The following is a 3,014-nucleotide window of genomic DNA, read 5'->3' as shown; positions in this document are numbered from 1 at the left end:
TTTGTTCCTTGAAAACTAGATAATAGATAGAAGGCAATTAATTTTTTTCAAAGCATCTGTAAGATCTTTTTTAACGGTTAAGTTAGAAAGGGCGCACGGTGGATGCCTTGGCACTAGGAGCCGATGAAGGACGGGACTAACACCGATATGCTTCGGGGAGCTGTAAGTAAGCTTTGATCCGGAGATTTCCGAATGGGGAAACCCACTGTTCGTAATGGAACAGTATCTTTACCTGAATACATAGGGTACTGAAGGCAGACCCGGGGAACTGAAACATCTAAGTACCCGGAGGAAGAGAAAGCAAATGCGATTTCCTGAGTAGCGGCGAGCGAAACGGAATTAGCCCAAACCAAGAGGCTTGCCTCTTGGGGTTGTAGGACACTCAACATGGAGTTACAAAGGAACGGGGTAAATGAAGCGATCTGGAAAGGTCCGTCAAAGAAGGTAAAAACCCTGTAGTTGAAACTTCGTTCCCTCCTGAGTGGATCCTGAGTACGGCGGGACACGAGAAATCCCGTCGGAAGCAGGGAGGACCATCTCCCAAGGCTAAATACTCCCTAGTGACCGATAGTGAACCAGTACCGTGAGGGAAAGGTGAAAAGCACCCCGGAAGGGGAGTGAAATAGATCCTGAAACCGTGTGCCTACAAGTAGTCAAAGCCCGTTAATGGGTGATGGCGTGCCTTTTGTAGAATGAACCGGCGAGTTACGATTTCATGCGAGGTTAAGTTGATAAGACGGAGCCGCAGCGAAAGCGAGTCTGAATAGGGCGAATGAGTATGAGGTCGTAGACCCGAAACCAGGTGATCTACCCATGTCCAGGGTGAAGTTCAGGTAACACTGAATGGAGGCCCGAACCCACGCACGTTGAAAAGTGCGGGGATGAGGTGTGGGTAGCGGAGAAATTCCAATCGAACCTGGAGATAGCTGGTTCTCTCCGAAATAGCTTTAGGGCTAGCCTCAAGATGAGAGTATTGGAGGTAGAGCACTGATTGGACTAGGGGCCCCCAACGGGTTACCGAATTCAGTCAAACTCCGAATGCCAAATACTTATTCTTGGGAGTCAGACTGCGAGTGATAAGATCCGTAGTCGAAAGGGAAACAGCCCAGACCACCAGCTAAGGTCCCAAAGTATACGTTAAGTGGAAAAGGATGTGGAGTTGCTTAGACAACCAGGATGTTGGCTTAGAAGCAGCCACCATTTAAAGAGTGCGTAATAGCTCACTGGTCGAGTGACTCCGCGCCGAAAATGTACCGGGGCTAAACGTATCACCGAAGCTGTGGATTGACACCGTATGGTGTCGATGGTAGGAGAGCGTTCTAAGGGCGTTGAAGTCAGACCGGAAGGACTGGTGGAGCGCTTAGAAGTGAGAATGCCGGTATGAGTAGCGAAAGAAGGGTGAGAATCCCTTCCACCGAATGCCTAAGGTTTCCTGAGGAAGGCTCGTCCGCTCAGGGTTAGTCGGGACCTAAGCCGAGGCCGAAAGGCGTAGGCGATGGACAACAGGTTGATATTCCTGTACCACCTATACATCGTTTGAACGATGGGGGGACGCAGAAGGATAGGGTAAGCGCGCTGTTGGATATGCGCGTCCAAGCAGTTAGGCCGGAAACGAGGCAAATCCCGTTTCCATTAAGGCGGAGCTGTGATGGCGAGGGAAATATAGTACCGAAGTTCCTGATTCCACGCTGCCAAGAAAAGCCTCTAGTGAGATGTAAGGTGCCCGTACCGCAAACCGACACAGGTAGGCGAGGAGAGAATCCTAAGGTGTGCGAGAGAACTCTCGTTAAGGAACTCGGCAAAATGACCCCGTAACTTCGGGAGAAGGGGTGCTTTTTAGGGTGAATAGCCCGGAAAAGCCGCAGTGAATAGGCCCAGGCGACTGTTTAGCAAAAACACAGGTCTCTGCGAAGCCGCAAGGCGAAGTATAGGGGCTGACACCTGCCCGGTGCTGGAAGGTTAAGGGGAGAGGTTAGCGCAAGCGAAGCTTTGAACCGAAGCCCCAGTAAACGGCGGCCGTAACTATAACGGTCCTAAGGTAGCGAAATTCCTTGTCGGGTAAGTTCCGACCCGCACGAAAGGTGTAACGATCTGGGCACTGTCTCAACGAGAGACTCGGTGAAATTATAGTACCTGTGAAGATGCAGGTTACCCGCGACAGGACGGAAAGACCCCGTGGAGCTTTACTGCAGCCTGATATTGAATTTTGGTACAGCTTGTACAGGATAGGTAGGAGCCTGAGAAGCCGGAGCGCTAGCTTCGGTGGAGGCGTTGGTGGGATACTACCCTGGCTGTATTGAAATTCTAACCCGCGCCCCTTATCGGGGTGGGAGACAGTGTCAGGTGGGCAGTTTGACTGGGGCGGTCGCCTCCTAAAGAGTAACGGAGGCGCCCAAAGGTTCCCTCAGAATGGTTGGAAATCATTCGTAGAGTGTAAAGGCACAAGGGAGCTTGACTGCGAGACCTACAAGTCGAGCAGGGACGAAAGTCGGGCTTAGTGATCCGGTGGTTCCGCATGGAAGGGCCATCGCTCAACGGATAAAAGCTACCCCGGGGATAACAGGCTTATCTCCCCCAAGAGTCCACATCGACGGGGAGGTTTGGCACCTCGATGTCGGCTCATCGCATCCTGGGGCTGTAGTCGGTCCCAAGGGTTGGGCTGTTCGCCCATTAAAGCGGTACGCGAGCTGGGTTCAGAACGTCGTGAGACAGTTCGGTCCCTATCCGTCGCGGGCGCAGGAAATTTGAGAGGAGCTGTCCTTAGTACGAGAGGACCGGGATGGACGCACCGCTGGTGTACCAGTTGTCTTGCCAAAGGCATAGCTGGGTAGCTACGTGCGGACGGGATAAGTGCTGAAAGCATCTAAGCATGAAGCCCCCCTCAAGATGAGATTTCCCATGGCGCAAGCTAGTAAGATCCCTGAAAGATGATCAGGTTGATAGGTCAGAGGTGGAAGCGTGGCGACATGTGGAGCTGACTGATACTAATAGATCGAGGACTTAACCAACGCTTT

1 rRNA gene is annotated in these 3,014 nt (G+C 52.0%); it reads left to right on the top strand.

Annotated elements, in window-relative coordinates:
* Positions 1 to 75: 75 nt before the first annotated feature.
* Positions 76 to 3,008: ribosomal RNA gene (locus IOC57_RS25370) — 23S ribosomal RNA — on the top strand.
* Positions 3,009 to 3,014 lie beyond the last annotated feature (6 nt).

It is taken from the genome of Bacillus sp. SD075 (assembly GCF_017355165.1).
In the GTDB taxonomy this organism is placed as follows: domain Bacteria; phylum Bacillota; class Bacilli; order Bacillales; family DSM-1321; genus Peribacillus.
Note: the sequence above shows the minus strand (reverse complement) of the source record. Positions and strands in the feature narration are given on the sequence as shown.